This window comes from Archangium gephyra (assembly GCF_042230915.1).
Lineage (GTDB): Bacteria > Myxococcota > Myxococcia > Myxococcales > Myxococcaceae > Archangium > Archangium gephyra_B.
The window spans coordinates 1,711,584-1,734,912 of record NZ_CP102578.1; the positions used below are offsets into that span (position 1 = coordinate 1,711,584).

At 71.5% G+C, this 23,329-nt stretch carries 20 protein-coding genes and 2 pseudogenes; 7 read left to right on the top strand and 15 right to left on the bottom strand.

Features of this window, described 5'->3' with window-relative positions; translation table 11 throughout:
• Nucleotides 1-11: 11 nt before the first annotated feature.
• The 3 genes and pseudogenes from gndA to zwf all read right to left on the bottom strand — a co-directional run bounded on the left by gndA (nucleotide 12) and on the right by zwf (nucleotide 3,679).
• Nucleotides 12-1,448: an NADP-dependent phosphogluconate dehydrogenase gene (gene gndA, locus NR798_RS06835; protein ID WP_375773734.1), complete on the bottom strand. Its 1,437-nt coding sequence runs from the start codon at nucleotides 1,446-1,448 to the stop codon at nucleotides 12-14.
• A gap of 45 nt (nucleotides 1,449-1,493) precedes the next feature.
• Nucleotides 1,494-2,138 (bottom strand): annotated as a pseudogene (gene pgl / locus NR798_RS06840) (6-phosphogluconolactonase); the annotation flags it as partial.
• Nucleotides 2,135-3,679 carry a glucose-6-phosphate dehydrogenase gene (zwf, locus tag NR798_RS06845; protein WP_375770613.1) on the bottom strand — a complete coding sequence of 515 codons (1,545 nt, stop codon included), beginning with the start codon at nucleotides 3,677-3,679 and terminating at the stop codon, nucleotides 2,135-2,137. The pseudogene pgl and the gene zwf, both read right to left, overlap by 4 nt.
• A gap of 259 nt (nucleotides 3,680-3,938) precedes the next feature.
• Between zwf and NR798_RS06850 the strand changes: the two genes are divergently transcribed.
• The 3 genes from NR798_RS06850 (at nucleotide 3,939) to NR798_RS06860 (ending at nucleotide 7,006) form a co-directional block, all read left to right on the top strand.
• Nucleotides 3,939-4,280 (top strand): hydrogenase maturation nickel metallochaperone HypA, encoded by a 342-nt coding sequence (locus tag NR798_RS06850; protein ID WP_375770614.1) that lies wholly within the window; start codon nucleotides 3,939-3,941, stop codon nucleotides 4,278-4,280.
• 91 nt (nucleotides 4,281-4,371) lie between these two features.
• Complete coding sequence (locus tag NR798_RS06855; protein WP_375770615.1) at nucleotides 4,372-6,081, top strand: serine/threonine protein kinase; 1,710 nt, start codon at nucleotides 4,372-4,374, stop codon at nucleotides 6,079-6,081.
• 25 nt (nucleotides 6,082-6,106) lie between these two features.
• On the top strand, nucleotides 6,107-7,006 hold the full coding sequence (locus NR798_RS06860) for a DUF2381 family protein (RefSeq protein WP_375770616.1): 900 nt from the start codon (nucleotides 6,107-6,109) through the stop codon (nucleotides 7,004-7,006).
• A gap of 44 nt (nucleotides 7,007-7,050) precedes the next feature.
• Here NR798_RS06860 and NR798_RS06865 read toward each other — a convergent pair whose 3' ends face one another.
• The 6 genes from NR798_RS06865 to NR798_RS06890 form a co-directional block, all read right to left on the bottom strand.
• Nucleotides 7,051-7,383, bottom strand: coding sequence for a transcriptional regulator (locus tag NR798_RS06865; protein WP_375770617.1), 333 nt, complete (start codon nucleotides 7,381-7,383; stop codon nucleotides 7,051-7,053).
• A complete protein-coding gene (locus tag NR798_RS06870) occupies nucleotides 7,380-8,072 on the bottom strand; it encodes a hypothetical protein (RefSeq protein ID WP_375770618.1) in 693 nt (230 codons plus the stop codon). The genes NR798_RS06865 and NR798_RS06870 overlap by 4 nt, the downstream gene beginning before the upstream one ends.
• A 108-nt stretch (nucleotides 8,073-8,180) precedes the next feature.
• A complete protein-coding gene (locus NR798_RS06875; protein WP_375770619.1) occupies nucleotides 8,181-9,893 on the bottom strand; it encodes a GNAT family N-acetyltransferase in 1,713 nt (570 codons plus the stop codon).
• 63 nt (nucleotides 9,894-9,956) lie between these two features.
• Nucleotides 9,957-11,144: a tetratricopeptide repeat protein gene (locus tag NR798_RS06880; protein WP_375770620.1), complete on the bottom strand. Its 1,188-nt coding sequence runs from the start codon at nucleotides 11,142-11,144 to the stop codon at nucleotides 9,957-9,959.
• A gap of 104 nt (nucleotides 11,145-11,248) precedes the next feature.
• Nucleotides 11,249-12,193 (bottom strand): hypothetical protein, encoded by a 945-nt coding sequence (locus NR798_RS06885; RefSeq protein WP_375770621.1) that lies wholly within the window; start codon nucleotides 12,191-12,193, stop codon nucleotides 11,249-11,251.
• 103 nt (nucleotides 12,194-12,296) lie between these two features.
• Nucleotides 12,297-13,832 carry an FAD-binding oxidoreductase gene (locus tag NR798_RS06890; protein WP_375770622.1) on the bottom strand — a complete coding sequence of 512 codons (1,536 nt, stop codon included), beginning with the start codon at nucleotides 13,830-13,832 and terminating at the stop codon, nucleotides 12,297-12,299.
• Between the two features lie 81 nt (nucleotides 13,833-13,913).
• Between NR798_RS06890 and NR798_RS06895 the strand changes: the two genes are divergently transcribed.
• Both NR798_RS06895 and NR798_RS06900 read left to right on the top strand, forming a co-directional pair.
• Nucleotides 13,914-14,213: a DUF2380 domain-containing protein gene (locus NR798_RS06895; protein WP_375770623.1), complete on the top strand. Its 300-nt coding sequence runs from the start codon at nucleotides 13,914-13,916 to the stop codon at nucleotides 14,211-14,213.
• Between the two features lie 25 nt (nucleotides 14,214-14,238).
• Complete coding sequence (locus NR798_RS06900; RefSeq protein ID WP_375770624.1) at nucleotides 14,239-14,961, top strand: double-CXXCG motif protein; 723 nt, start codon at nucleotides 14,239-14,241, stop codon at nucleotides 14,959-14,961.
• Between the two features lie 12 nt (nucleotides 14,962-14,973).
• Here NR798_RS06900 and NR798_RS06905 read toward each other — a convergent pair whose 3' ends face one another.
• Together NR798_RS06905 and NR798_RS06910 are read right to left on the bottom strand one after the other, a co-directional pair.
• The gene (locus NR798_RS06905; RefSeq protein WP_375770625.1) at nucleotides 14,974-15,483 is read right to left on the bottom strand and encodes a neutral/alkaline non-lysosomal ceramidase C-terminal domain-containing protein; all 510 of its coding nucleotides are present in this window, start codon (nucleotides 15,481-15,483) and stop codon (nucleotides 14,974-14,976) included.
• A gap of 94 nt (nucleotides 15,484-15,577) precedes the next feature.
• Nucleotides 15,578-17,056, bottom strand: a pseudogene (locus tag NR798_RS06910) (neutral/alkaline non-lysosomal ceramidase N-terminal domain-containing protein); the annotation flags it as partial.
• 171 nt (nucleotides 17,057-17,227) lie between these two features.
• On the opposite strand from NR798_RS06910, the gene NR798_RS06915 reads away from it, so the two are divergent.
• Entirely contained in the window at nucleotides 17,228-18,550 is a 1,323-nt protein-coding gene (locus NR798_RS06915; RefSeq protein WP_375770626.1) for a DcaP family trimeric outer membrane transporter, read from the top strand.
• A 4-nt stretch (nucleotides 18,551-18,554) separates the two neighbouring features.
• Here the strand turns inward: NR798_RS06915 and NR798_RS06920 are convergent, their stop codons facing one another.
• The gene (locus NR798_RS06920; RefSeq protein WP_375770627.1) at nucleotides 18,555-19,796 is read right to left on the bottom strand and encodes an aminotransferase class I/II-fold pyridoxal phosphate-dependent enzyme; all 1,242 of its coding nucleotides are present in this window, start codon (nucleotides 19,794-19,796) and stop codon (nucleotides 18,555-18,557) included.
• Between the two features lie 63 nt (nucleotides 19,797-19,859).
• Between NR798_RS06920 and NR798_RS06925 the strand changes: the two genes are divergently transcribed.
• Nucleotides 19,860-20,618, top strand: coding sequence for a hypothetical protein (locus NR798_RS06925; RefSeq protein ID WP_375770628.1), 759 nt, complete (start codon nucleotides 19,860-19,862; stop codon nucleotides 20,616-20,618).
• On the opposite strand, the gene NR798_RS06930 is transcribed toward NR798_RS06925, so the two are convergent.
• Genes NR798_RS06930 through NR798_RS06940 form a run of 3 tightly spaced genes read right to left on the bottom strand, consistent with a single transcriptional unit; the run spans nucleotide 20,609 to nucleotide 23,317 of the window.
• A complete protein-coding gene (locus NR798_RS06930; RefSeq protein ID WP_375770629.1) occupies nucleotides 20,609-21,688 on the bottom strand; it encodes a hypothetical protein in 1,080 nt (359 codons plus the stop codon). The two genes, NR798_RS06925 and NR798_RS06930, sit on opposite strands and share 10 nt — an antisense overlap.
• A 17-nt stretch (nucleotides 21,689-21,705) precedes the next feature.
• A complete protein-coding gene (locus NR798_RS06935; RefSeq protein WP_375770630.1) occupies nucleotides 21,706-22,239 on the bottom strand; it encodes a hypothetical protein in 534 nt (177 codons plus the stop codon).
• Between the two features lie 58 nt (nucleotides 22,240-22,297).
• The gene (locus NR798_RS06940) at nucleotides 22,298-23,317 is read right to left on the bottom strand and encodes an alpha/beta hydrolase family protein (protein WP_375770631.1); all 1,020 of its coding nucleotides are present in this window, start codon (nucleotides 23,315-23,317) and stop codon (nucleotides 22,298-22,300) included.
• Between the last annotated feature and the right edge of the window lie 12 nt (nucleotides 23,318-23,329).

Sequence of the window (23,329 nt, forward strand, 5' to 3'; positions counted from 1 at the left end):
GGGGGCTTGCTTCAGCTCCAGTCCGAGTGGACGAAGCCCGCCTCGGGCTTGTCCCGGCGCTGGTAGGTGTGTGCGCCGAAGGCGTCTCGCTGCGCCTGCGTGAGGTTCTGCGGCAGCTCCGCGCTCCGGTAGCTGTCGTAGTAGGCCAGGCTCGCGCTGAACACCGGCACCGGCACCCCCAGCCGCGCCGCCACCCCCACCGTCCTCCTCCACGCCGGCGCCATCTTCTCCAGCACCGGCGCCAGGCTGTCCGCCAACATCAGGTTCGGCAGGTCCGGCTTCTTCTCGAACGCCTCCCGCAGCGGCGTCAGCAGCTTCGCCCGGATGATGCACCCCGCCCGCCAGATGCGCGCCATCTCCGCCAGCGACACGTTCCACTTGTACTCGTTCGACGCCGCCTGGATCAGCCTCATCCCCTGCGCGTACGTCACCACCCTCGCCGCGTACAGCGCGTCATGCACCCACGCCGCCAGGTTCGTCTTCTCCTCCGCTGACAACTGCTCACCCTGAGGCCCGCGCAGCACGCGGCTCGCCGCCACGCGCTCGTCCTTCATCGAGGACAGGTTGCGCGCGTCCAGCGCCCCCGCGATCGACGGCACCGGCACCCCCAGGTCCAAGGACACCTGCACCGTCCACTTCCCCGTCCCCTTCTGCCCCGCCTTGTCCAACACCTGGTCCACCAGCGGCTTGCCCGTCTCCGCGTCCTTCTTGCGCAGCACCTTGATGGTGGTCTCCAGCAGGAAGGACTCGGCGATTCCCTCGTTCCACTTGGAGAACAGGTCCGCCAGCTGCTCCGCCGGCAGCCCGAGCCCCCGGCGCAGCAGGTCGTACGTCTCCGCCAGCAGCTGCATGTCCGCGTACTCGATGCCGTTGTGCACCATCTTCACGAAGTGCCCCGCGCCATCCGGGCCCACGTGCGTGACGCACATCCCCGCCTCGCTCTTCGCGGCAATCGCCTCCAGCACCGGGCGCACCTGCGCGTACGCCTCCGCCGGCCCTCCCGGCATGATCGACGGGCCGTACCGCGCTCCCTCCTCTCCGCCCGATACCCCCACCCCCATGAAGTGTAGCCCCTTCTGCTTCCACGCCTCCTCGCGCTTGCGCGTGTCGTGGAACCAGGAGTTGCCACAGTCCAGCACCACGTCCCCCGGCTGCAGCAGCGGCTCCAGCTTCTCCATCATCGAGTCCACCGCCGCTCCCGCCGTCACCATCAGCATGATGCGCCGCGGCCGCTCCAGCGCCGCCACGAAGTCCTCCAGCCGCGCGTGCCCCTTCAGGCTCTCGGGCGCGCCCTTCGTGCGCAGCTCGTCGAAGCGCTCCGGGTGCCGGTCCCACACCGCCACCCGGTAGCCGTGGTCCGCCACGTTCAGCGCGAGGCTCTGCCCCATCACCCCCATCCCCGCTACCCCGAACTGCGCGCGCCCTTGCTGCCCCTGTGCTGTGGTCATTGCGTTGGCTCCTGTCAGCTCCGTGTCCTGGCCCGCCGCGCTCCGGTCCATCATCCACTGCGTGTGCTCCACCTTCGCCGCCGGCAGATCCTCGCCCGCCAGCACCCGGCGCACCATGTCCCGCTTGCCCGCCCCGCTCACCAGCCCCAGCACCTTCCTCGCCGAGCGCAACACCGGTAGCGTCAGCGTCATCCTCCACGGCGGCGGCTTGGGCCCCACCACCGCCAGCACCCGCCGCTCCTGCTCCTGCAACGCCGCGTGCCCCGGGAAGAGCGACGCCGTGTGTCCGTCCTCGCCCATCCCCAGCACCACCACGTCCAGCACCGGCGGCAGCTGCTTCGCGTAGTCCCTCGCCGCCTGCTCCCGGTCCGCCCGCTCTCCCTGCATCCGGAAGATTTGATGCGGCCCCACCCCCAGCGGCTTGAAGAGCGCCTCCTCCGCCAACAGGTAGTTGCTCTCCGGGTGGTCCGGCGGCACGAAGCGCTCGTCCACGAAGTAGAAGTCCACCAGCGCCCACGGCACGTCCCGCTTCGCCAGCTCCCGGTACACCGGCCCCGGCGTGCTCCCGCCCGACAGCGCCAGGCTCGCCCGCTGCCCTCCCGCCACCGCCTCCACCAGCTGCCTCGCCACCCAGTCAGCGCCCGCTCGCGCCAGCTCCTCCTTCTCCACCACGATGGGCACCGGCCTCATCCCTTCAGCTCCTTCCAGCGCCGCCCATCCCGCGACAGCAGCGCCTCCGCCGCGTCCGGCCCCTCACTCCCCGGCTCGTACGCGTGCAGCGCTCCTCCCTTCCCCGAGTCCAGCGACTCGAGGATGGGCGTCACCCAGCCCCACGCCTGCTCCACGCTGTCCTGCCGCGCGAAGAGCGTCGTGTTGCCCCTCATGCAGTCCAGCATCAGCCGCTCGTACGCCTCCGGCACCGGCTTGTGGAAGCTGTTGGCGTAGTCGAAGTCCATCGTCACCCCGGCGATGTTGATGTCCTCGCCCGGCACCTTCGACTCGAAGCTCAGCGCAATGCCCTCGCGCGGCTGGATGCGCAGCGTCAGCACGTTGGGCTGCAGCCGCTGGCACGTGTCGCTCGTGTTGAAGAGGCAGTGCGGCACGGACTTGTAGTGGATGGACACCTCCGTCACCCGCTTGCTCAGGCTCTTGCCCGCGCGCACGTAGAAGGGCACCCCCTGCCACCGCCACGTGTCGATGTACGTCTTCATCGCCACGTAGGTGGGCGTCTTCGACTCCTTGCCCACCCCGTTCTCCTCCTGGTAGCCCCGGTACTGCCCCTGCACCACGTACTTCTCCACCTCCCGGCCCACCATGGGACGCAGCGCCCGGAACACCTTGTTCTTCTCGTCCCGGATGTCCTCCGAGGCGAACGACACCGGCGGCTCCATCGCGCACAGCGCCAGCACCTGCAACAGGTGGTTCTGCACCATGTCCCGGATGACGCCCGTCTCGTCGTAGAAGCGCCCCCGTCCCTCCACTCCAATCTTCTCCGCCGCTGTTATCTCCACGTGGTCGATGTGCTGCCGGTTCCACAGCGGCTCGAAGATGGCGTTGGCGAAGCGGAAGACGAGGATGTTCTGCACCGTCTCCTTCCCCAGGTAGTGGTCGATGCGGAAGATCTGCTTCTCGTCCAGCACCGCCGCCAGCGCCCGGTTGAGCTCCTTCGCCGTCGTCAGGTCCCTGCCAAACGGCTTCTCGATGACGAGCCGCCGCCAGGGCCGCTTCACCTCCGGATCCTCCCGGTACAGCAGCCCGGAGCCGGACAGGCCCTCGAGCAGCGCGGGGAAGGTGGAGGCCGGCGTGGCCAGGTAGTAGAGCTGGTTGCCCTGCGTGCCGAAGCGCTCGGAGATGCGCTCCAGGTGCTCGCGCAGGCGCACGTAGGACTCCGGGTCGTCGTAGGCCCCCGTCATCATCTCCAGCCTGGAGGCCAGCCGCTCCCACGTGGCCTCGTCCAGCGGCTGCGTGCGCGCGAACTTCTTCAGGCCCTCCTTCACCTGGGCGCGGAACTGCTCCAGGTTGTGCTCCGAGCGGCTGAAGGCCACCACCGCGAACTGGTCCGGCAGCTGCCCCTGCCGCGCCAGCTCGAAGAGCGCCGGGAAGAGCTTGCGCTGCGCCAGGTCTCCCGTGGCCCCGAAGAGGACCATGATGCAGGGGTCCGGCCTGCCCGCCCGTAGCAGCGGATCTCCCTCGCGGGGATGGGTCTCGATGTGCACGCCCTGCTCGTCCATGTCGCCCTCCGGAACGGCGGATGCGGGGGAACATATGCGCTCGTCCGCCCGCGGGTGCATCAATACGTCGTCACACGCCCCCTCCCACGGGGCCGACTCCGCCGTCCGCTGCTGGATGGGAGCGGCGCAAGCGTTGGCCGGATGACGGGCCTGGAGGCCCCCACTCGGGGGTGCTCGGGGCGGGCGCGTATGCTGGCACGGTACACCCCCGAGTCCTTCCCCCCGGAGGCTCCAGGCCCTCCGCCCCGAGAGTGTCGCCATGTACGAGTCCGCGCTCGCCCGCCAGGTGCTCGAGACCGTCCTCCAACAGGCCGTCTTCCACCGGGCCTCGCGCATCCGCGTGGTGCGCGGCTGGGTGGCGGAGACGGAGTCCCTGTCTCCCGAGCACCTGTCCTCCCAGTTCGCCACCCAGGCGCGGGGCACGCGCGCCGAGGGGGCCCGGCTCCTCCTTAACCTCATCCACGTGGAGGTGCGCTGCCGCACGTGCGGCCGCACCTACGCCCCCGAGCACCACCGGCCGCGCTGCCCCGTCTGCGGCAGCGCCGATGGCGAGCAGCTCGGGCAGACGGGGCTCGCCGTCACCGCCATCGAAGTGGAGTGAGCCCGCTCACGTCCTGTGAAACAGGCCCTACCCCGTACATCCGGGGCCTCCACCCACCGGCCGGGTAACCTCCGCGCCGGAGGTGCGGTGGATGCACGACGAGATGGGTGGCGCGGGCGGGTGGCCCCTGCTGGAGCTGGCGCCGGGCGAGCGCGTGGCGGGCTTCACCCTCGAGGGGAAGATCGCCACCGGCAGCTTCGGCACCGTCTTCAAGGCCTCGCGGGACGGGCGCTCCTTCGCCGTGAAGCTGGTGCGCATGGGCCCGCGCGGCGAGCGCGAGGTGGATGCGCTGCGCCGCGCCCAGTTCCCCAACGTCGTCGGCTTCCTCGGCTACGGCCTCTGGCCTGACGAGGCGCCCCGCTTCCTCGTCCTGGCCCTGGAGCTGGTGGAGGGCCGCCCGCTGGACGTCTGGGTCCGGGAGGAGAACCCGTCCGCGCTCGAGCTGGTGCGGCGTGTGCTGCTGCCCCTGGCGGGCACCCTGGCCGACGTGCATGCCGCGGGCGTGGTGCACCGGGACGTGAAGGAAGCCAACATCCTCATGCGCCAGGCGGACGCCCAGCCGGTGCTGGTGGACTTCGGCGCGGCCGCGTACGAGGGCGCCCGGCGCCTGACGATGCAGCTGCCGCCCGGCACCCCGGAGTACCGCAGCCCCGAGGCCCTGCGCTTCGCCCGGCAGTGGGAGGGTGAGCCGTACCCCTTCGGCCCGGCGGACGACCTGTGGGCGCTGGGCGTCGCGCTCTACTGGCTCCTCACGCGCGAGCTGCCCTTCGGCGACAGGAAGGACCCGGCCCTGGTGCGCGTCATCCTCGAGGAGACGCCCCCGGCTCCGCAGGCGCTCAACCCGCGCGTGCCCCCGGCGCTCGGCGCGCTGTGCCTGCGCATGCTGGAGAAGGCCCCCGAGGCGCGTTACGCGGATGCCGTGGCGCTCGAGGAGGCCCTGGAGGCCGCGGCGGCCCTGGCGGATGACGCCTGGCGCGTGCCGCTGTTTCCCGGGGGCCGGCTGGAGACGCACGCCGCACCGGCTCCGGTGGCGCGGAGGTGGCCGTGGGCCGCCGGGCTCGGGCTCGGCGCCGCCGTGCTGGTGGGCGTCTTCCTGTCTGCCTCCGGGCGGCGTGCTCCCGGGGCAGAGGTGCCCGCCGCGGAGGCCGCGCAAGCCCTTCAACGAACTGGGTCAACCACCCCTGGCCCTTCGCCGCAGGCTGTCCCCCGCCGGGAAATGGCGTCTCCCCAGCCCACGGGAGACGTGGATTCCGGCACGGCACCTGAGGCGTCACCCACTCCCGCGCCCGTCGCCCGTGCGACGGCGCGAAGCGAGGAACCCGCGATGACGACATCCCAGAAAACCCGTTCCCTGCTTGCCGCCGGCTGCCTCGCTGGCTCCGCTTGCGCGGGCGGTCCGCAGCAGCGTCCGCCTCCCGAGCCCGCCGAGTGCCCGCCCGGCGCCGACGCCACCCGCGAGCGCTTCCAGATTCCCGTGGGAGGCAGGCACTTCACCGTCTTTCCGGCCTTCGAGAGGACCCGTATCGCCGTCATCCGCGAGGGCGAGGTCACCGTCGAGATGGTGGCCGACTGGGGACAGCTGCCGGCGCCCACCCGCTTCAGGGGCCAGGCCATCTTCGGGACGGGGCGTGTCTACGGCCGGTTCACCGAGGCCCTCCTGCCCGGAGGGGAGACCGTGCCCATCTGTCTGGAGTGGGTGTCTTCCTCCGGCGTTGGCTGGGAGATGGAACCGGGGAGCACGGCGAAGGAAGCTCGCATCTGGTGGGATCCGCGCATCATGTCCGTGCTCAGCTTCCGCTAGCTCCTCGCGCTGGAGGCCGTTTCCCGTGCTCGTATCCCCCCCCTGGTCCCTCCTGGCACTCCTGTCTCTTCGAGGCGCCGCCGTCATGGAGCCCCCACCGGGGGCCCGCTGCGAAGACGTTCAGCGCATCGAACTGGCACTCGAACCCACCGCCGCGGACCGGGAGATCTGCGTCAGCCCCGGGCTCACGACGAGCCTGCGTTTCGACGCTCCCGCGCTCGTGGATCTGCAGGACGAGGTGCACTTCGAGGCGGTGGTCCGTAACCCCCAGCTGCTCACGCTGATGCCGCCGCCCGAGATGAGCGCGGGAGAACGGCTGCGGCTCACGGTGCGCTTCGGGGGAGAACCGGCCTCGAGTGGCACCACGTTGATGCTGGTGGGCCATTCGGGGCAGGCGACGCACCATGTGGAGGTGTCGCGCGACGAGCGCACCCGGGAGTCGCTCCGGCAGGAGTTGCTGCAGGAGCGTGCCAGGACGGCGCAACTGCGCGAAGCACTGGCGAGAACCCAGGCCCTGCTCGACCAGTCGGGGGGACTGCGGAGCCTCATCGCCAGCGGGACGATGGGGAGCAATGGCGTCCACGCCCAGATGCTCAAGGTGGAATTGATCGGGCCGCAGGAAGGGGGCCTCTCCTGGGTGAGTGGGAACAGCTACCGTGGAAACACGAGCGTGGCGGCGGAGGTGTGGCTGAGGAACTCCGGGCCAGAGCCGTGGCGGGTGGCTGGAGGCTCGCTGGTGGACGCACGGGGCGTGGAGATGAAGGGGCTGAAGTTCCGGCAGGACGAGCCCGTTGCGTCCGAGAAGCCCAAACCGGTCATCGTGGAGGTGGATGCGTCCTACGCGCAGGCTCGCGGCGAGTTGACGCTGACGCTGTGGGACGAGGCAGGACGCACCATCACCTTTCCCAAGGTGACGTTCCCGTAGACGGGGAAGGAATTCGCAGGGGCCTGCCCGCGATGTGACCGTGCTCAGTCCGTGCCCTGCGGCACCCAGCGCCGGGCCTTGCTGCGCAACTGCTCCAGCTGCTGCCAGTGCCGCTCCACCGCCTCGCGCCCCGGCCGCGTCACCGCGATGCGCGTCAGCGGCGTCTTGCCCTTGAACTGCTTCTCCACCGTCACCAGCCCCGCCTCCTCCAGCTTCGACAGGTGGCTGGACAGGTTGCCCTTGGACAGGCCGGTGAGCCGCTGCAGGTACAGGAAGTCCGCGCTCTCGCACGACGTCAGCGCGGTGAGCAGCGCCAGCCGCGCGGGCTCGTGGACGAGCCGGTCCAACGCCGCCAGCTCCTCGAAGGGCGCTTTCATCCCGGCACCTCCTCGGTCTCCGGCTCGGGCGCGTGCCCCAGCGTGCGCACCAGCAGGCGATGATCCATCACCCCCATCACCAGCACGGCCACGCCCCACGTGCCCGCCAGCGTCACCGCCGCGCCCCGCGTGTCCGAGGTGAAGGGCAGCGTCCGCAGCAGCGCGTACACCGGGTTGGCCTCCACCGCGTGCAGCACCGCCAGGAGCGCGAAGCCCGCGGCCACGCCGAGGTAGTGGCGCGCCACCCGGCCGCTCCAGTGCCAGTACCACACCATGCCCAGCGCCGAGACGACGAGGAACCAGGACAGCGGAACCTCGCCGGCCGGTGTCAGCCCGGAGCCGCGGATCAGCGCCGTGAGCAGCCCCACGAGGAGCCCCACCCCCAGCGACACGACGAGGGCCCGCTGCATGCGCTGGCGCGTGGTGGCCGTCAGCTGCACCTCGCCGAAGCGCTGGCGGTAGTAGCGCCCCACCCAGGCGTAGAGCCCCGTGGCCAGCAGCTGCCCGCCCAACAGGGTGAGCAGCCCCAGCGCGAGCCGCGCCTTCGCGTCCACGCCCTCGGGCTGCGGCAGGGCCAGCCACGCCGCGAAGGCGAGCTGCACCACCCCGAAGGGCACGAAGCGCAGGCCCTGCAGCCAGGGGTAATACGTCGTCACGAACTGGATGCGCTGCAGCAGTTGCTCGGACATGACAGCCTCCCCCTCGGCGGGGCAGACGGGTTTGCGTTACAAACCAAGAGGTAACGCGCCTGCCCGCTCGGTGTCAACAACCAGTTTGTGATGCAAACCGGCTCGGGCTCACCAGGTGCCGACGCCGAGGTGCAGCCCGCCGCGGGCCTCAATCTCCTCCAGCAGGGCGGAGCCGCCGAGGGCGTGGCCATAGGCGGGCATGGACTCGGTGACGAGCCGGCCGTCGTCGCGGGCGAGGTACGTCACCGGGGCGGCGAGGCGGGAGAAGCCGCAGGCGCGCAGCAGCTTCTCCGCGTTGCGGCCGATGAGGAAGGCGAGGGCGAGCTCCACGCCGTGCCCGGCGAGCAGCGCCAGCACACGCTGGGTGAGGAGCGTGCCGAGTCCCTGCCGCTGGTACTCGGGCGCCACGGCGATGCCCAGGCCCGCCACCTTCACCATGCGGCCGCCCAGCATCACCTCGCGGAAGGCGACGGTGCGGAAGCCCGCGAGCGCTCCACCCCGCCGCACCGTCACCACCAGGTCCGGCCGCGTGTCGTAGTAGTAGCGGCCCTGCACCGAGGACTCGCCCGGGAAGCAGCGGGCCACCAGCGCGCACAGCTCCGCCTCCAGCGCGGGCGGCAGGGCTCCGGCGTCGTGCACCTCGAGCGCCTCGTACACGCCCGGGGCGGGCCGGACCCTCCCGCGCGCCTTCACCGTCTCGTTGTAGAGCACCACCTTGTGCAGCTCCACGGTGCCGCCGAAGACGGAGAGGCACAGCAAGTCGCGCAGCATCCCCTCGGCGCCCTCGCTCTTGCGCAGGCCCTTGCCCCCCAGCACGCGGATGAGGCCCTGGGCCGCGTCCACCGCCGCCTCCACGCCGTGCAGCTTGATGATGGACAGGGTGCCGAAGACGTCCTCGCCCCGGGCGAGCGCGCCGAGCGCCGAGTCCAGCAGCGCCTCCAGCGTCTCCTCGGCCACGCGCATGCGCACCAGCCGCTCCTGAATGTACTGGTGGCGCCCCAGGGGCTCGCCGAAGGTGCGGCGCGACTGTGCATGCGCCAGCCCGCGCTCCAGGCAGCGGCGCACCGCCGCGAGGTACAGCACCCCGGTGAGCAGCCGCTCCTCGGTGAAGGTGATGCGGAACAGGCGCACGCCATCCCCCGGCTCGCCGAGCCGCGCGTCCGCGGGCAGCGTCACCTTCCGGGCGATGAGGTTGCCGGTGGCGGAGGTGGCCAGGCCCGTGAGGTCCGTCACCGGGCGCAGGTGCACGCCCGGCCGGGCCGTCTCCAGCAGGAAGAGGTTCACCGCGTGCGAGGGAGCCACGCCGGCCAGCCGCGCCGAGACGATGGCCAGGTCCGCGGGCCCCGCGTTGGTGATGCTGCACTTGCGCGCGTCCAGCCGCAGGCCCTCGGGCGTGGGCTCCACCCGCGCGCGCAGGGCGAGGATGTCCGTGCCCGCGCGCGGCTCGGTGTTGGCCACCGCGCCCACCCATTCGCCCGACAGCAGGCGAGGCAGGTAGCGGGCGCGCTGGGCCTCCGTCCCGGCCCGGGCCAGCAGCCGCACGCAGACGAGGTGCGAGAGCAGCGAGGTGGCCAGCCCGAGGTCCCCCGAGCCCGCCGCGAAGCCCGCCAGCGCATGCACCGCGCCGGACAGCCCCTCGCCTCCCAGGGAAGGTTCCAGCGCCGCGCGGAACATGCCCGCCTCGCCGAGCCACGGGAACGCCGCGCGGTCGAACCCCGGGGCCGCGGCCGTGCCCTTGCGCCGCTTGCGGCCCTCCTTCGCGCGCTCGGCGCGGTAGCGCTCACCCAGGGCGCGGAATTGCTCGTGAAGCGCGCTCCTCATACCGGCCTCCAGTCAGGCCGAGTCTACACCCGTGCGGGGCTCTGGCCGGTGACCGCTGGTATTTCAGGCCTTCGCCAGCGCCTGCTCCAGGCGGACGGCCTCCTGCCGCACCTCGTCCGTCTCGGGCAGCGGCAGGGCCAGCACCTTCTTCACCTGCTCGCGCGCCTTGGCCTCCTGTCCGGTCCGCGACAGGGCCAGGGCCAGGTTGAGCAGAGGCTCGGGCCGCTGGGGGGCTCGCCGTACGGCCTCCTCCAGCACGGTGAGGGCGCGCGGGAGGTGTTGCCCTTCCGGCTCGGAGGGCATGCGCAGCAGCAACTGGCCCAGGTTGTTGGCGGCGCGCCAGCCGTCGGGCGCCAGGCCCATGCCCGCCTCGTAGGCCTCCACCGCCTTGTCGTACGCGGGCGGCTCCTGCGCCTCGTAGCAGGTGGCCTCCGCCATCTTCAGGGACTCGGTGGCCAGCCCCAGCGAGTCCATGGTGCGGCACAGGTGCAGCACCTGGGGGAACTGGCCGCGCGCCAGCATGAGCTGCGCCAGGTTGGCCTGCGCGTCGGGATCCTTGGGCCGCTGGGCCGCCAGCGCCGAGGCCGCCTTGTAGGAGGAATTCACGTCACGCAGCGCCATGCTCAGCACGGTGAGGGACGCGAGCAGGCGGGGGTGGCGGGGCAGCGCCTTGAGGCCCTGCTCGAGCACGCGCTTGGCGCCCAGCAAGTCGTCCCGCGACGCGAGCGCATGCGATAGGCTGAGGTACGCGGGCATGAAGCCGGGCTGCTGGGCGATGACCTGCCGCAGCGTGGCGAGGCCCTCCTCGTCCTTGCCCGCCTCGAGCTGCACCTGCCCCAGCCGGTAGCGGAAGACGGCGTTGTCCGGGCCGGACTGCACGGCCTTGGCGAGCGCCTCCAGCGCCTGCTCCGTCTTGTCCTGCTTGATGAGCATCATCCCGCGGCCGAAGTGGGCCTCGGCGCGCTGGGGCTCCTTCGCGAGCACCTGCTGGTAGCCCTTGAGGGCCACGTCGAGCTGGCCCTTCTGGGCGGCGATGTTCGCGCGCAGCAGCACGGCGTCCCCGCTGGGGCCCTGGGCCTCGAGCCTGGCGATGAGCTCCTCGGCCTGGGGCAGCTTGCCCTCCAGCAGGGTCAGCTTGGCCAGCACCACCAGGGCTTCCCGGTTCGCCGGCTGATGGGCGAGGACCTTCTTCGCCTCCGCATGGGCCTTGGCCAGCTGCCCCGCCGCGAGGAGCTTCTCGAGAGGATTCATGGCGTACGAGTGTCCCCCAGGGGCTCGGGGGCTGTCGAGCATGCGCTGGAAATGCGAAGGGCCCCGCCGAAGCGAGGCCCTGGGTACAGCGGACGAACGGAGGCTTACCAGCCGCCGCCGAAGACCTTGTCCGCCGCGTTCGCGATGCCACCGCCGATGTCCTTCACGGTGTCCACGGCCTTGCCCACGTCCAGCTCCACGCCGAACTCCACGCTGCCGCCGATGCCCAGCGCGGCGCCCACGTCGAAGTTGGCCGACAGCTTGCCGTCCTGCAGGCCCACGTTCGCCTCGAACTCGGCGCCGATACCGGCGAAGGCCTCCGCGCCCACCGTGGCGGTGGCGGGACCGATCTCCTGCGACACCTCACCGCTGGCGCGGGCACCGGCGAACGCCTCGCCGCCGACATTGGCCGCCACGTCGCCGTGGAGCGGATCCACCACCACCTGGCCCGTCACGCTGGCCTCGGCGCCCACGTTGCCCTCGGCCTGCCACGACGTCTTGCCCACCGGGCTGTCCACGTGGCCTTCCACCGAGCCGCGCACCAGGTCCGCCTTCGCCGAGGCGCTGCCCGAGGCGATCACCTTGCCGTTGGCCGGATCGAAGGCCACCGAGCCGTTGGCGTTGGCACCGGCCGTGAGGGCCTGGCCCTCCACCGTGTTGTGGAAGGAGCCGTTCACGTCACCGGAGGTGTGCGAGCCCTGGAAGGCCGCCCACTCCTTGCCGACGCTCCCGGAGACCAGCTCCTGCTCGTAGCCGCTCGTCTCCAGCGTCTTCTGGATGGACGTCTGCTCGGGGCTCTTGGTCTCCGTGGTGCTGGTGGTGCGGCGCTGGCCGTCGATCAGCCCCTGCTCGTGCGGGGTGAGCGTCTCGCCGCGCTTCTGCTTGGCCGTGATGGACTCGAGCTCCGCCTTGCGCGCCGGGTTGTTGTCCGCGCGGAAGTCCCGCTGCACCTCGCGATACGCCTGGTTGCGCTCCGCACCGGGCTCGGCGCGGGTCTGCGACACGGGGCGGTAGCGGTTGAACTCAGCGGAACGCGAGATCGAGGTCATGGCGGGGGCTCCGGGGATTTTGGCGAGTGCTGCGTTGAAAGGGTTATCGGCGGCACCCGCGCGAAGTTTCCTGTCTCCTGATTATTCGTGCATTTTCCCGGGCCTACTCCGCGTCCTCCCCAGGGATTCCGGGCACATAGCGACCCGGGGCCAGGATGCCGGCTGGATCAACGGCCTGCTTCAGGCGCCGCAGGAGCGCGGGCGAGTCATCCCCGGTGGGCAGGGCGTCCTGCGCCGACTGGAGGCCGAGCCGGGTCGGGTAGTAGCCGGCGCCGGTCAGCTCGCGCGCCAGCGCCCGGTAGCAGGCCAGGGCGCGCTCGTCCTCCCCGCGCTTGTCGCGATCGAAAGCGAGGGCCACCACCAGGTACAGGCAACGGGCGGAGTGAGCCAGCAGCGCCAGGTTGGGCTCGAAGCCGAACATGCGGGGGAGGCGGTCCGCGATGGCCATGGCGCGTTGGGCCTCCTCGCCCGTGAAGGGCAGGGCCACCGAGCACCAGATGAAGCCGCAGCGGTCCCGGTCCGGGTGCGGCTCCTCCGGCTGGGGTGTGCGCTTGCGCCAGTACGTCATGGCCATGTTGGCGTCCGTCGGCACACCCTGGAAGGGGCTCTCTCCGTCCGGAGGCGGCGGCGAGAGGCGCAGCGGGCGCGGCAGTCCCTCGAGCGCCGCGGCCAGCCGCCGCTCCAGCACCGCGCCCATCTCCACGTCCGGCGCGTGGAGGGCGCCGCTGATGGCCCAGCGGCCGAAGCCCTCGCGGAACTGATCCAGCACCCAGGCCGGCAGGGGCGTGCGCCCCTGGGTCATCGCATACGGGTACTGCTGCGCGATGCTGAGCGCCTTGAGATCGTTCCAGAAGAAGAAGCTGCTGCGCAGCGTGCCGTCGAGCGCGAGCTCCTGGAGCCTGTCCAGCCGCTCCCAGAGCTGCGCGTCCTCGTCTACCGAGCAGAAGAACTCGCGCAGGTAGGGCTGCTTGCGCGCGAGCCAGAATGTCATGCGCGTCACCACGCCCAGCGAGGACTGGCTGAAGAGCCCATCCAGCGAAGGGCCCACGCCCCAGCGGAAGACGGGGGCCGCCCGCGCGCCGGGGAAGCGCGCCAGCCCCGTCTCCACCCGCTCGCCCGTGGGGAGCACCACCTCCAGGGCACACACGTGCTGGAAGATGTCCGCGTGCGGCCCGCGCCCGTCTCCCCGCTCGAGCGCGTTGCCCACCATGCTCGCGTCCGGCGAGCCGCCAATGGTGGTGATGAAGGTGCGCGAGCCCTGGGCCCGCAGCCACGCATGGGCCTGGCGGAAGGTGACGCCGGGCTCCACGGTGAGGTACGCGAGCTTCTCGTCATGGGCGAGGATGCGGTTCATCCGGCCCAGCTCCATCAACACGCTGCCGTCCCTGGGCGGCACGCGCGAGCCGTAGCCCCAGTTGCGGCCGGTGCTCACCGGGTAGACGGGGACGCGGTGCTCCTGGGCGATGCGCAGGCAGGCCTGGACCTCGGCGGTGCTCGCCGGGCGGAGGATGGCGGGGATGCGCTGGGTGGTGGCGAAGGTGGCCGTCTCCGCGGCCGCGAGCGCCTCCGGCTCGGTGACCACGTGCTCCTCGCCCAGGGCGGAGCGCCAGGCGGCCAGGGCGGATTCCAGCGCGCTCATCGCCCCCTCCCGGACGGCGGCGGGGAGGGGCGCGGGGATGGGGGGCTTGGCTTCCCGAGATGGACGCTCACGTGCCCCAGTATGCCAGACACGGCGAGATGGGCCGCATGGGCTACGAGTGCGTCGCGGTGCCTCCGCGCCATTCAATGGACGATGCTCATCCCCGAGCACGTGCACCTGCGCATCCACCGTGGCGCGGGGGGCGGCGCGTGGAACGCGGCGTGGGAACAGTTCAGGATTGCCAACCGGCATCGGCGTGTGCCACCGGAGGAGTTGCTGCGCACGGCCTTCGAGTTCGCCTTCCGCTTCGACATCGTCGGTCCCCTCATGCCGTACTCCGCCACGGTTTCCCCGCCCGGCCCCCAACTCCTCGCTCCGTGACCGCCGAGGATGGAGACACGAACGCATGAAGTTCTATCGACTCGAGCGAGACCCTTCGCCGCGCTATACGGGTTATCTGAACGCCGCGCACAAGTGGGGGCTTCCCGGTTTGGAGCCCTGCCCGACATGCAGATGCGGGGGGGCGGGGGCAGGCCTCGAATACCCGTGCGTGGACCTGTCCAGTCTGCCACCTGATGAGCTGGCGAAGCTGTCCGACTTCTGGCCCGTTCCACTCAAGGAGATCGAGCGGCTGCGGGAGGTGGTGCGCCCGTTGGTCCCCCCGGGAGCCATGCTGGAGCCAGGAACGCTGTTCGGGCCTCTACAAGGCACCGGGGTGGGCTACTTCGGCCAGCTGGACCTGTATGTGCCCTGGGCCCTGTGCCTGCGCCGCGAGGCGCTGGAGCGCTTGCAGGAAGCGGGCGTGCGGGGCCTGCAAGGGTGCCCCACCCGCCTCCGCTTCCGCACCAGGCACGCCCCCACGTTGCTCGAGATGCAGATGGAACTGCACGGCCAGCTCCACCCCGACTGCCTGCCACCAGACCTCCAGCCCCCATGCCCCACCTGTGGCAATGACTTCCTCATGCTCCCGGACCCCGTCATCCTGGACGCCGCCACGCTCCCCCCGGAGCCCGACCTCTTCCGTCTGAGGCAGGCGGGGACGCTCATCGTCGCCAATGAGCGTTTCGTGGAGACGGTGCGGCGCCTGGAGCTGGACGGGGTGCTCTTCCACGAGCTGGAGGTCCGCTGACGCGCGTGCGGCTCAGTTCACGGTGAACTCGCGCGACGTGCCGCTGTAGGGGCGGATGAGCCCGTCCCAGCCGGACTTCCAGTCCCCGTCATGGCGGATGCGGTAGGTGCCCGGCACCGCGTCCGCCGGAATCGTCCACTCGGTGGTGACGTGCGAGCACCCGTAGGTGGGGGCGCAGTCGTAGCGCTGCCAGCGGTACTTCGTCTCCCAGTCCCAGTCGTTGGCCACCGTCACCCACGAGGTGCCCGACTTGCGCTGCACCTGCAGGTAGCTGCCCTGGCGGCGCAGGTTGTTCTTCGGGTGGCCACCCCAGAACTTCACGCTCACCGTCTGGCCCCGGGTGTAGCTGGCGAGCGCGTTGGTGACGACGCCGCCGAAGCTCACCGTCAGCAGCTTGTCGTCGTACACGACGCCCGTCTGCACCGTGGACTGCTCGTTGCGCAAGTCCCTCGGGGTGGGGCCCGGGGCCACCGTGGCGCCCGTGCGCAGGGCCACCGCCAGCTTGTCCACCTCCTGCTGCACCGCCCCGAGCGTCCACGGGCCGAAGTGCGTGGAGGCCCCCCTCGTAGTCCTGCTTCGCGTACTCCTCGCGCGTGGCCAGGTAGCCCGCGTAGGCGTTGGACAGGCCGGCGATGAGCACCTGGTTCACCCCCACCGAGGAGAGCTGCGCGAGCACCTGCTGCCGCACCCGCCGCCCCGCCATGGTGGTGGGCTCGAAGGGCAGCCCCACCAGCGCCACGTTGCCCAGCCGCACCACCTGCAGCGGCAGCACCTCGGGCGTCCACGGGTAGGGTGTCATCGTGCCCGTCTCCAGGACGATGGGCTTCTCCCCCTGGCACGGCGTGGTGGAGAGGGTGCAGTTGAAGACGCTCCAGACACTCTTGAGGCTCTCGCACGTGGAGCCCTCGCGGCCGTAGCCCGGGCCGTCCTCGGCGCCGGCAATCATCGAGTCGCCGATGGCCGCCTCGCACGTGGTGCGCCACACGCCGTCCGTGTACGCGGGCGCCACCTGTACCGCGTCCATGGCCACGTAGGCGTGCCGGAAGTCCACCCCGCCCGTCAGCTTCACCGAGGCGGTGTCATAGAGCGTCTTCGCCAGGTTGAACTGCTTGCGCGCGGACAGCTCCGTGCTCTCGAAGTCGTTGGCGCCCCCGCCGTTGGTGCCACCGTAGATGTTGGGCGTCACGTCGCCCTCGTTGCTCTGCGCGAAGGCCGCCACGAAGGTGCTCGGCGCGGTGTAGCTCGTCCCCTTGAGCTTCTCGAAGAGGTAGGAGGCGTAGCCCTTGTTGTCGCCGCTGATGAGCAGGTTGTCGTTGCCCATGGAGGTGGCGTGCACGGCGAACCAGTTGATGAGCCCCAGCTCGCGCCCGTCATCCGCCTGCAGCCGCAGCAGCGTCATGCGCTTGTCCGTGTCATGGGCGTACTGCGCGCGCTCGGTGGCGGGGTTGCGCAGGTAGGCCTCGGGCGAGCGGTTGATGCTCGCGTCGAGCAGGTCCCCGGAGGCGACGCGGATGCTGCCGGGCGCCAGGTTGTCGTGCGCGCGGACGATGGACTGGAAGATGCCGTCCACGATGGCGTCGAAGCCCTGTTTGTCGTAGCCGAGCACGGTGAGGTTGTAGAGCGCGTAGTGCGAGTGGCCGCCCGGCCCCGAGTGCGTGTGCGTGGCGCTCACCAGCACGTTCTCGTCCGTGTAGAGGGTGCCGTACTTCGCGCGCAGCTTCTCCATCACCTGCTGGCGCACGCCCTGGAAGACCTGGCCGAGGTCCGCGCTCACGAACACCGCGCGCTTGCCGTTGCAGGGCGAGGCGATGACGAAGGCACGCGAGCGCAGGCGCTGGTGGATGCCCGCCGTCTTCTGGTCCACCATGGCGTAGCCCATCATGCCGATCTCCGCCGCCGGGCCGGTGATGTCATAGATGCCCGTGCCCAGCTGGAAGCTCTGGTTGGCCGAGCACGGGTCCGTGAGCGCGGCGCTCTTCGTGGAGAGGGACTCGCCCTTGTCCGGGGGCGGGGCCTCGGTGTCGCAGGCACTCAGGGCGAGCGCGAGCGCCACGGCCGCCAGCAGGCGGGGAGAGCAGGGGAGACGTCGTTGCATGGGGGGCTCCTGGAACGGGATGCCGGGATTGTCGGCGGGAGTCTGCCCGGGTTGCAGCCCTCTTGGGTTGGTGCGGTGCGTCGAAAGGGAGGGTTCTGTCCGCGACAGTGAGGCCCGCTCTTGGCCCGGAAGCCCTGCGCGGGCGCGGAGGCCCCATGCTCTCCTGTCCGCATGCGCAGGCTCAGCCGTCTCGCAGTGGTGGTGGGCGCGTTGCTCTGCGGAGGGAGTTCCTCCGCGCAGTCCAAGGACACCGCCGTGCCCGAGGCGCCCGAGACTCCCGGCGGCGTGAAAACACCGGAGTCACCCGAGACGCCCGAGGAGCCGGAACAGGAGCCGGGCGGCGTGCGGCCCTTCGGCGCGTCCCCGGGCTCGGAGCCGGCGGTGGTGGACCCCACCCTCACGGGCATGGTGATGAAGGTGGGCCCGGCCTCGGAGGAGGACCTGAAGCGCGGCTACGTCTCCTTCCGCGCCCGCCTCAAGGTGGACCTCAACTACGACTTCCGGCCCATCCTCAACGAGGAGGACTTCGCCCCGGCCTCCATCCCGGTGGGCGCGGAGCCCCGCGGGCCCAACCTCAACTTCAACGCGAAGCAGAGCCGGCTCTTCTTCGAGGGCGGGAAGCTGACGCTGCTGGGGCCGCTCATCGCCCATATCTCCGCGGACTTCTACGGCGAGGGCTCCAGCGGCGGGGACTTCCGCGTCTACGAGGCCTACGCCATCGTCGGCCCGCTGCTGGCGGGGCGGAAGTGGACGACATTCATGGACCTGGAGGCCGTGCCCGACACGCTCGACTTCCAGGGGCCGGGCTCCATGCTGGCCACCCGGCGCGAGGTGCTGCGCTACGGCAACACCTTCGGCCCGCTGCTGGTGCAGGTGTCGCTGGAGCGGCCACTGCCGGACCTCACGTTCTCCGACGCGGACTCGCAGGAGGCGCGCAAGCCCCTGCCGGACGTGGCGGGCGCGGTGGAGTGGAACTTCGGCAAGGGCAGGCACCTGCGCGCGGCGGGCCTCGCGCGGTGGCTCTCCTATGCCGGGAGCGGCGGCGAGGCGGGCACGGCGCTGGGGTGGGGCGGCATGTTGAGCGGGCTCTGGACGTGGGGCCCCAAGGGCTGGCGCGCCTCGACCCAGGTGCATTACGGCTCCGGCCTCGGCGCCTACACGGCCGACATCGGGGGGCTGGGGCTCGACGCCGTGGTGGTGGCCCCGGGCCGGCTGGAGGCGGTGCCCACCTTGGGGGTCTTCGGCGCCATCGAGCCGAAGTGGACCGAGCACCTCGCCTCCTCCTTCGTCTACGGCTACCTGGAGATGTTCCCCCTGGACGTCCAGCCGGGCGGCACGCTCAAGCGCACGCACTACCTCTCCGGCAACCTCCTCGTGACCCCGGTGCGCTCCGTCACGTTCGGCGCGGAGCTGCTCCTCGGACGGCGGGAGAACAAGGACGGCGCCGCGGACAACGCCGTGCGGCTCATCTTCTCCACCCGCGTCTTCTACTGAGCCGCTACCGGGCCGTCAGGGTCTGGTGGACGCGGCCCACGGCGGTGATGAGCTGCTCCACCTCGTCCCAGGTGTTGGCCACGGTGGGTGTGGCGCGCAGCACGCCCTTGTCGCGCGGCACCAGCGGGTAGCCCTGCAGCGTCACGTTGATGCCCTCCTCGAAGAGCAGCTGTCCGCCGCGCTCCACGTTCTCCGCGCTCCCCACGTAGGCGCTGACGATGGGAAACGCCGTGTCGTTGTCGGTGGGGATGCCCCGCTCCCGGTACGCGTCGAGGATGGCGCGCGTGTACTCGTAGAGGGTGCGGCGCCACGTGTCGCCCTCGCGGGCGTTGAGCTCCAGTCCGGCCAGCGCCGTGGCCAGCGAGGCCGTGGGCACCGGCCCCGACACCAGGTAGCTCGTCACGTTGCACTTGAGGAAGGGCTTGAGCTTCTTCGGGCAGCCGATGAAGGCAGCCAGGGACGAGTACGCCTTGGACAGCCCCGACACGTAGAGGACGTTGTCGTAGCCGAGCCCCAGGTGGCGGATGACGCCGTTGCCCTTGCGGCCGTAGGGGTGCTCGGGCGAGGGACTCTCTCCCAGCACGCCGAAGCCGTGCGCGTCGTCCACGTAGACGATGGCGTCGTGCGCGCGGGCGATCTCCAGGATGCGTCCCAGCTCCGGCAGCCGCCCCGTGGTGGACAGCACCCCGTCCACCACCACCAGCCGCACCGTGGCGCCCGCGTGCGCCGCCAACCCCACCTCCAGCGTCGAGAGGTCCCCATGGTGGAAGCTGGTGAGCGTGGCCCCCATGTCCCGCGCCAGCCGACAGCCGTCATGGTTGACCTTGTGCACCACCTTGTCCGCGAAGATGGCCGCCCCCTTTCCCGTGAGCGCCGGGATGAGGCCGATGCCGATGAGGCTGATGGTGGGCAGCACCAGCGCGTCCTCGGTGCCCACCAGGGCGGCGAGCGCCGCTTCGAGCCGCTCGTACAGCTCGGGGCTGCAGCACATGCGCGCCCAGGAGGGGTGCGTGCCCCACTCGCGCACCGCCGGGCCGATGGCCTCCATCACCTCGGGCCTCAGGTCCAGCCCCAGGTAGTTGCACGAGGCGAAGTCCGTCAGCCACTTGCCCCGCACGAGCACCTTCCGGCCTCGGATGGCGGTGGCCACGTTGTCGTACAGGCCGCTGCGCTGCAGCAACTCGTACACCTCGCGGTTCTTCCGGCTCAGCACCCGGTCGATGGCCTGGTCGAAGACGTCGCTCATGAAATCCTCCGGGCCCGTACAATCTCGCGAATACACGGCCCCTCCCCGCGTCTGGATGACATCATGAACCGATTCCTTGGCCCCGCTTCCCTCGGACTCTCCGTCCTGGCGCTCGCCGTCGCCCTCTTTGGCGCTCGCGGCGAGCCGGCGGCTCCCCCTCCGGCCAGCGAGCCGGCCACCGATGCCTTCACTTCACTGGAGCTGGAGGCGATTGAACGGAGGGTGGAATCCCTGGAGCAGACCTCGCTGAGCCTCTCCAAGCGGCTGATGCTGCTGGAGCAGCGGCCGATGGTGGCTTCCGACGGAGGCGTGGTGGCCGCCGTCCCGGCCTCCCTGGCCGCCGAGGTGGAGCAGCTCCGCTCGGAGGTGCGCGGCATGATCGCTGGCGAGGCGCTCAACTCCCAGGGCGGGCGCGACTACCTCAAGGAGGCGGTGCGCTCGGTGCAGGAGGAGATTCGGACCGAGCAGCGCGAGTCCCGGCAGCAGCAGATGCTCCAGGCGCAGGCCGAGGCCCAGGCGGGACGCGCCGAGCGCCTGCGCCAGTTCGCCTCCGACGCGAAGCTGAGCTACAGCCAGGAGCAGGAGCTCACGCGCCGCATGCAGAGCGAGGACACCCAGCGTCAGGCGCTCTTCGACGCGGTGCGCGCCGGGACGAAGTCGCCCCGGGACGCCCGGCAGGAGGTCCGCCAGTTGCGCCAGCAGACGGACAAGGAGATGGCGGCCGTCCTCGATGAGTCGCAGCGGGTGCGGTACGAGGAGATGCGCCGCGAGGAGCGTCCCCGGGGCGGGCAGTGGCGGGGACAGGGCGCCGATCAGCCCTGAGCCCGGCCCAGGGCTCCGTCGAGGATGAGGCCGAGAAAGGCCGCGTAGGACAGTCCCGCCTCCTTGGCGGCCAGTACGCAGGGGGCGCTCGGGGCCAGGTACGAGTTGGGGGTGATGTCGATGAGCAGCGGGACTCCGCCCGCGTCCATCCGGAACTCCACCCGGCCCCAGTCCCTGCCTCCCGCGAGCTGGAAGGCCCGCACGCACAGCTGCTCCACCGTCTCGCGCCGGCGCCAGGGGGAGGCCGGCTGCCGTTGGGGCACCGGCTTGCTCCACCGCGCGTCCCGCTCGCGCAGCGGTGCGTCTCCGGACAGGCCCGGCTGCGTGAACCACTTCGCGTCGAAGGTGCGCATCCGCAGGTAGCCCTCGGGCAGGTCGTCGAAGGTCTGCTCCATCACCGGCAGCGCCCTCGGCGGGTGGCCCACCACCGACACGTAGAACTCGCGGCCCTCCACGTACTCCTCCACCAGCACCGGGCCGCCGAAACGGCCGAGCAGGTGCCGCGCCCGGGCCCTCACCTCGGCGTCGTTCCACGCCACGCTCGCCGCCTCCAGGCCGATGGAGGCGTGCTCGCCGCAGGGCTTGAGGACGACGGGGGGCTCCAGCACCAGCGTGAAGTCCTCCGCCTCCGCCACGTCATGGATGCACTGGAAGCGCGGCGTGGGGACGCCCTCGCTGGCCAGCAGCGCCTTGAGGGCGTGCTTGCTCTTCGTGAGGGCCAGTCCCCTCGCGTCCGCGCCGGTGTAGGGGATGGCCAGCGCGTCGAGCACGGTGGGCACCAGCAGCGCCTGGAGGCCCTCGCCGCCGAGCGTGTCGCACAGGTTGAAGACGAGCGGCGGACGCTCGCGGGCCAGGGCCTGGAGGGACTCGAGTGCATTCGCGCCCACCAGCGCGAGCGGCGTGGCCGGGCGGCCCGCCCGGGTGAGCGCCTCGGCGAGCGGGAAGGCGTCGGAGTTCTGCTTCAGCCGCTCGAGGTCGGGCGCGTACGGGTGGAGCGGGTTGTGACGCGTGAGGACGGTGGCGGCCTCCACGTCGTAGGCGACGCGCACGGGACGGTTCGCGGGGGACATGGGGGCGGTGCGCTCCTCTACTCCTTGACGGTGGCCGGGGTGCCGGCGTCGGGGGCGCGGATGATGTGGATGAATTCACCGCGCTTGATGCCGCCGCCCTTGCCGTACTTGCGGAAGCGCTCCGCCTCCACCCGCTCCCTGGCGAGCTGCTGGCGGCGCTGGCCGGAGAGATCCTCCGGCTCCGGCCCGGTGGCCAGCGCCTTCTCCGCCTCGGCCTCCTCGGGCGTCCTTCCCGTGCCCGCGTCCCGCGACGCCGCGTCCTCCTGGAGCTGCTGCATGCGCTGCGCGTATTGCTGACGGCGTTGCTCCGCATAGTCCGGAAGGGCGCCCGCGTCCTCGGACGCGGGCGCCGCGGCCGCCTGGGGGAAGAGACTCTCACGCTCCTCGGGCGAGAGCGCGCGGACGCTGCCGCCCTTGGACGTGCTCTCTCCCTTCAGCCGCTGGAGCAGCGAGGGGCTGCCGTCCGCGGACACCGTGTCCGGCGCGGAAGCGTCCTGCGTGCAGCCCATGGTACCCATGAGCGCGACGAGCGGGAGTCGGGTTCGGACCATCCGCCGAGCGTACGTCAGGCCCCGAGCCACCGGCCAGCCCGCCCGGGACGGTGCGCGCTCAGGCGGGCTGCTCCTCGGGAGGCAGCTGGAGGGGATCGACGCGCGAGAAGGCGTCGAGGATGGCGCGGATGATGGCGCTCCTCCCGGTGAAGAAGGCGCTCACGTGTCCCCCGGACAGGTAGCGCAGCTCCGCCCCGCGCCAGTGCTGAAGCAGGCGCAGGGTGGAGGAGGAGGGGACGAAACCATCCTGGCGCGCGGCCATGAAGATGGCGCGGCGCGGGTTGGACAGGGGCGGCAGCGCGGTGGTGGCGGCCGCGGAGAGGAGCTCGGCCAGCCGCTGGCGCGCCGCCTCGGGGCCACCGGTGGTGCGGCCTAGCACCTCCCAGTCGGGGAGGGCGGACAGCACGCCCTCGGTGAAGACGGGGGCCGAGGAGTGCGCCGCAGCCAGGGGGATGACGGCCGCGGGCAGCGGGAACATCGCGGCGGCATAGGCGGCGATGCTGCCCCCCATGCTGTAGCCGGAGATGCCCACCTTGGGGTGCCCGGTCGCCAGCAGCCACCCGAGCAGCGCCGTCGCCTCCACCGCCGTGGCGCGGAACATCAGCAACAGGTCCACCACCGTGCGCACCGCCGGGCCCTTCTGCCCGGGCGGGCGGCGCGAGCCGTAGTAGGGATTCTCCAGCAGCAGCGCGCCCACGCCCTCGCGGGCCAGCTCCTTCGCGATGAAGCGGCGCAGGCCGAAGCCCTCGTCGCCGGAGGAGGCCAGGAAGACGCACACCGGGGGGCGGGGGCCGGCGTCGCGCGGCAGCAGCAGTTGGAAGCGCGCCTCGCGGCAGGCCTCGGGCAGCGAGCCCACCGCGGCGGGGCTGGGGAAGCGGCCCTCCTGGACGAGCAGGTGCCCCTCGCGCCGCGCCGGGCGCATCGTCACCTCGGACAGCTCGGGGAAGGCGAAGCCCTGGGGGCCCCGGGTGAGCTTCTCCAACAGCGTGTTGGAGCCCCAGCCCTCCTCGAAGAAGCGGGGCTGGCGCGCCACCGTGAATCTCGCGGCGAGCGCGTCCAACCAGTGCATGCGATTCATTCTGGGACTCCC